This is a genomic window from Pseudorhodobacter sp. W20_MBD10_FR17, from assembly GCF_052119765.1.
GTDB lineage: Bacteria > Pseudomonadota > Alphaproteobacteria > Rhodobacterales > Rhodobacteraceae > Pseudorhodobacter.
The window spans coordinates 1-5701 of sequence record NZ_JBGQOQ010000075.1; the positions used below are offsets into that span (position 1 = coordinate 1).

5 protein-coding genes and 1 pseudogene are annotated in these 5701 nt (G+C 51.7%); 2 read left to right on the top strand and 4 right to left on the bottom strand.

The genetic code is table 11. The features are described 5' to 3' along the window. Positions 1-106: 106 nt before the first annotated feature. From ACEN2J_RS20270 to ACEN2J_RS20285, 4 genes are all read right to left on the bottom strand, one after another. The gene (locus tag ACEN2J_RS20270) at positions 107-1462 is read right to left on the bottom strand and encodes an MATE family efflux transporter (RefSeq protein WP_442108494.1); all 1356 of its coding nucleotides are present in this window, start codon (positions 1460-1462) and stop codon (positions 107-109) included. 171 nt (positions 1463-1633) lie between these two features. Then, positions 1634-2185, bottom strand: coding sequence for a 2OG-Fe(II) oxygenase (locus ACEN2J_RS20275; protein WP_442108496.1), 552 nt, complete (start codon positions 2183-2185; stop codon positions 1634-1636). A gap of 239 nt (positions 2186-2424) precedes the next feature. Then, entirely contained in the window at positions 2425-3057 is a 633-nt protein-coding gene (locus ACEN2J_RS20280; RefSeq protein ID WP_442108498.1) for a tyrosine-type recombinase/integrase, read from the bottom strand. Between the two features lie 114 nt (positions 3058-3171). Continuing rightward, entirely contained in the window at positions 3172-3711 is a 540-nt protein-coding gene (locus tag ACEN2J_RS20285) for a GNAT family N-acetyltransferase (RefSeq protein ID WP_442108500.1), read from the bottom strand. 319 nt (positions 3712-4030) lie between these two features. On the opposite strand from ACEN2J_RS20285, the gene ACEN2J_RS20290 reads away from it, so the two are divergent. After that, positions 4031-5245 carry an MFS transporter gene (locus tag ACEN2J_RS20290; RefSeq protein ID WP_442108502.1) on the top strand — a complete coding sequence of 405 codons (1215 nt, stop codon included), beginning with the start codon at positions 4031-4033 and terminating at the stop codon, positions 5243-5245. A gap of 268 nt (positions 5246-5513) precedes the next feature. Then, positions 5514-5597, top strand: a pseudogene (locus tag ACEN2J_RS20295) (IS66 family transposase); the annotation flags it as partial. Between the last annotated feature and the right edge of the window lie 104 nt (positions 5598-5701).

Consider the following 5701-nt stretch of genomic DNA (forward strand, 5'->3'; position numbering starts at 1 on the left):
TCACGCCTAGCCGATCTCGTCGAGGGAGCCCGCATCGCAACGTCGCCGCCAGACACTTATGGGTAACTGCAAGGCTGATGCAACGGTTACAGCACACCCAAGGCTTTCACTTAAGACCGCCGATTTCTTGGTTGGCTACACGGTTTGCGATGATTAATGCGATGATCCACCCGGTGCTGACCGCGAGTCCTATGCCAAGCCAGACACCCCAAACATCTAGGCTAAACACACCAATTAAAAGCCACACGAAGAAGGCCACACCAAAGCCTTGGCGGTAGATCGAGATCCAAAGCGTCCAGATGGGACGTTTGAGTGCTTGCAAGAATGAATTTATGGAAAACAGCATCATATAGATAATAAACAAAAAGCTATCGACACGCAGGTAGCTGACACCGACATCTATAACGGCTTGATCGTCGGTGAACAGTGACATGGCAGCAGCACCGCCAAACCAAAGGATTGGCGCTGCCCCAATAGTCATGACAAACCCCAGCTTCCAACAAAACCAAAGCGATTCACGGACACGATTATGATTGCCTGCGCCGAAATTTTGCGCGGCAATGGGCAAAAGCGCACCCGTCATGCCAAGAACGGGCAAGAGTAAGATTTGTTCGATCCGCAACGCAATACCGTAAGCCGCGAGCGCATGTTCACCAAATCCTTTAAGCGCATATTGCACAATAAAACCCGATATGAACATAACCATAAAAGCAGAGGCTGTTGGGATCATCTGAGCAAAGATTTCACGATATGAACCAGCATTCGGCGTAAGTTCATGCGGTCGGGCACCATTGGTAACACGTAGTTTAAATACGGCGCGCAACACAAACAACATAACACCGGTCTGCGACACAACGGTGGCCAACGCGATACCATTAAACCCTAGCCCTGGGATCAGTCCCGGAATGCCATAGATAAGCAGTGGATTAAGGCCGATATTGGCGAAGAATGCTGCAATCATGGCGCGTTGCAACGTGACGCTGTCACCATGGGCCTGCAATATCCCGTTGGCTGTGTAGGCGATCAGAAACCCAGGCAGTGCCGCAAGCAACCAGTAGAAATACCCATTGGCGGCGTGCCGATACCCGCCGGGTTCGGAAACCAGCGTAATCAGGTATGGCCCGACGAATGCACCTACGACGATAAGTACAACTGTCGCTGCAACTGCGAAGGACAGACCCTGCATGACGGTCCGCCTTGCCGCAACGTCGTCTTTCTTGCCCCGTGCATTGCCGACAAGCGCGCTCATCGCTGATCCCGTCCCAAAACCCACGGCCATCATGACGAAAAAAGCTTGAAAGCCAACGGCAAGACCCGCTTGCGCTTCGGTTGACAACTGGCCCGCAAAGTACACATCGACGACGTTATAAAGCGTTGAAAACAGCATCCCCATCGCCGCTGGCACGGCGAGCGTTCGAAAATGGCCGGAAATCGTACCTTCGGTCAGGTCTTGATCTTGCATGAGGATGGCTTTCACTAATGTATGTACGAACCGTTAGCGAGTTGTGGTCGGTAGGTCACGTGCGCATCGTGGGCAGGACGCAATGCCAAGTTGATGGCTGTGGGTCACTTCTGCTCTGGGAAGCTGCGCTGCAATAACAAAACGCTCGCTCAATGTCTCCTCTGGGCCGATTCAGCGAAATGCTGGCCCGTGTGCCCAGACGGTCATTGAATAACGTATACCGCGTTTGACTGGCGTTACCTGATGAAGCGTGAAGCTCGGAAAAACACTAACGGCCCCCTGGGTACGATTGGCTGTGAGAACTTGAGCGCCGGGCATAATCTGTAGGTCGCCGCCCTCGTAAGTATCTGCATCACTTAACTGTAGCACGAGGGTGAGCTTTCGTTTTCCAGAGGCAGGACCGCCGCCAATGTCGGAGTGCCAGGCAAAGTGTCCGCTATCTGACGACTTGTAGATTGCCACCTGGGGGCTTTCGGAAAACTCGCGCAGATCGAATTCAAATCGATCTCTGTTCGATCTACGAACAAGCTCGATCAGGCGCTCCATCACCCACTCCAAGCCAGCCACGTTATCTGTCCAGACCAACTCTGCTTTGCGAAGGTTGTGATCTTTATTGCGGCCGACAAGGAGAGCCTCATCAGTTGGCATTTTTGAAATCGCGGCAATAATCAGCCCGCATTCGCTTATCGTAAATGCGTCGGGCATCGCATGCAATGAGAGCATTCCGTCCACCTATTTGAATTGTAAAAGAGACTTCTTCGAAGCGCGCGCAGGCGTTGCAACAGACCTGTGAACATTAAAGGTCTCGGTCAAATCGCGTAACATGAATCGATCTCAAATGTACGAAAAATAAATTCAAAGGATTCCCCGTTTAGCTCGCCGGACCAATGGCTGCTTTTGGGACTACTTATCGGTGAGCGGAATGACCGGTCTGGGCCGTCCGTGTCGAACGGCCCAAGCTCTTATATTTCAATAGCTTCCGCTATTGCCAACGCATCTTCAAGTTCAACGCCCAAATATCTGACAGTGCTGTCCATCTTCGTATGCCCCAGCAGAAGCTGCGCAGCACGCAGGTTGCCCGTTTTCTTATAGATTTGGGTAACCTTTTTACGCCGCATCGAATGGGTTCCATAGGCGGTCACTTCCAAACCTATGGATGAAACCCAATCCCGCACAATCCGAGCATATTGGCGAGTTGAGATGTGCAGGCGCTCGTGAAAACGCCCGGGCCAGAGAAATTCGGATCCGACCATCAACGGATCTTCCATCCACTTCGCCACCGAGGCGCGGGTGCCTTCGGAAATCTCGAACCGGACCGGTTTTTGGGTTTTGCTTTGCAACACCGATGCCCGTTCCTTGATCTGTCCAGACGCCATGACGTCGATCACTTTCATCCGAACAAGGTCACAGCCGCGCAATTTGCTATCGATCGCCATATTGAACAGGGCAAGATCGCGATGGTTCTCGGCCAGTTCAAGCCTGACACGGATCGCCCAGACATGTTTGGGCTTTAGCGGCCGTTTTTGACCAACAATGCGGCCCTTATTCCAAGCGGGGCGAAGTGCGCGAATGGCTGGTAAGGTTGGTATTGGCATGGCAGTTCCTCCTATCCGCCACACCCTCCCACATCGACAACCAGACGTTGACACTGCATCATATCACAAAATGCTGCGCTGCATCCGGGGTCCGCAATGAGCCCAAATTGCCTATCACCAAAGTTCTTGATTATTGAGCGCAGGCACACAACGGGACGCCCCAATCAATGACCGTTCATCGTGGTTTGTGAGCGACTGCCCCAACCATCCGTCCGGAAAACTTAGCTTAAGAGGCGCTTGGGCAAATTCTTCGGAAATCTGATGAAATCCCGTCTTGGAATAGTAGTTTGGGTCGCCATAAGTTACGACAAAATCAACACCCGCTTTGCGCAAGTGATCCAACCCATGCAAAATCAGGTGTTGGCCGATACCGGTTTTCTGACGATCCGTCTTAACCGCGACTGGAGACAGGATAAAAACTGTTCGATCATCGTGATCATATGTCAGTCGTGATAAAAAGATGCACCCAAGAAGCGCGTCATTTTCGTATGCCGACCAAACAAACAGTTCTTCATCCGGTGTCGTTTCCATCAGATTGCGAACGAAATCACCAATCAACCTCCCTTCATCAGCGCCTTCTGAGGCTGAAAAAGTTTCTATGAAAAGCTCTACTATTTGCTGTTGCCGCGTGGCATAACCGGAACGGAATTCCATTTCTCTACCCATCTTAAAATCTTTTCGTGTTGCGGTATCACCATCGCGAAGGTCTGCAAAGTCCCGCACACCAACGTTTGACCCACAAAAATGCTGCACTCTGCACGAATGACCGCTTCGAGGGGCCGCACCGCAACAATGGGGAGGCATGGTCAATGTCAGGTTTGGGCCGTTCATGTTGATATGCACCAACGGCGGTAAGCTGCCATTCGCTGCAGTCGCGACCATGAGATTGCTATGCTATTTGAAGCAGACGTTCGTCAGTATAAATGAACTTGCTAGGTTGGTCCTAAGCTAAAGATGAAAGTTTGGAAATAGAATGAGCAATCGATTGACCGTCCCCGCGATCGCGGCGTTCTTGGCCTCGGCGGGAATTCCGTTGTATATCCATCTTCCGAGCTTTGCGGCCGAACTGGGTATTGGACTTGGTACAATCGGATATGTCCTTTTCGGCCTCCGTGCTTTGGATTTTGTGCAAGACCCCGTTTTGGGGCGCATGATCGACAGATTTCCAACCTATCGTCCGCGTTTTGCGGCGGTCGCATTTTTAGGAATGGGGCTCGGGTTTTTAATCGCTTTTGTGATCCAGCCGGGCCTGTTTGGATTGGTTGTCGGACTGGTTCTGGTTTTCACCGCCTATAGCCTCGGCAGCATCCTATTCTACGGACAGGGTGCTGAAATTGTTGGAAGTGGTGCCGAAAGCGATCACTTGCGGTTTGCAGGCGTTCGCGAAACCGGGTCGCTTGGTGGTATCGTGGTGGCCGCGATCCTGCCGGGACTTCTGGGGGCGTATTTTGGGGCGCTCCAAGGCTATGCGCTCTTTGGCATGCTTTTGGTCATCATATCAGTGGTTATTTGGCGGCTTAGTCGGCCATTTTGGGAGCCAGTGGGCGCCGGAATTCCACTCGGTCAATCGTTTCAAGAGCTGTTACAGCCAAAGATCATTCAGCTACTTTTGATTGCCCTTCTGAATGCGCTACCCATTGCCGTTACCTCTACTCTTTTCGTCTTTTTTGTCGAAGACCGCCTCCAACTTGCTGACCTTACCGGCGTGTTTCTTTTGCTATTCTTTCTGGCAGCGGGCGTCTCTGCGCCGTTCTGGTCAAAGGTGTCCGCACGTTTTGGTGCTCGCAAAGTGTTGTTATTCGCGATGAGCCTTGCCATTTTGTCTTTCCTAGGGGCCTACCTGCTTCCTGTTGGGGCGGCTTGGCAGTTTGGTATGATTTCCGCGATTTCAGGTGTTGCGTTGGGCGCAGACATGGTCATTTTGCCTGCATTGTTTGCCAATGCGCTGGTGCAGCAAGGGGTTAGCACTGGAATTGGTTTTGGTGTCTGGGCGTTTGCTGCTAAACTGTCATTGGCATTGGCCGCCGCGATTGTTTTGCCGGCGCTGCAATATGCAGGTTTTACGCCAAGTGGACCAAATACAACGGATGCGTTGCACTCTTTGAATGTTCTCTATGCGCTAATGCCTTGTGCTTTAAAGCTTCTGGCGTTGGTGTTTGTTGCGCGGCTCCCAAAGGACACGGCTTAGGGGAAGTGTGTTATGCGGTGATGTAAAAGCCAATGCTTGAGGCGGCCACGATATAGGCTATGTTTTTTCGAAAGGATGGCGAGCAAAGCAGGCAAACCGTGCGCCGGACTTGAGCGATCCCAAGTGCATCACTGTTGTCTGTTTTGTTCCGCATCGCCAACAGCGTTGCATTTATCTGATCTTCTTCCATTCATTCGACCTTTGCGGAAGGTTAAAAGCTTTATTGCAGTCTTCAGCTTTTTTGACCGGTCAGTTTGAAGAAGACGGGCGTTGGGAAGCCTTCACCCGTTTCCTCGATGATGGCCGCATCTGCCTCACGAACAACGCAGCCGAACGTGCCCTTCGTGGCATCGGGAAGCATGTTTCATTATACACTCCTTCTTTAAGTGTCTGTAAACATTGGAAGTGTGTCGGTGTCAGTAATGCGACACGGGCGTCCTTTTCGGACTATGGCAG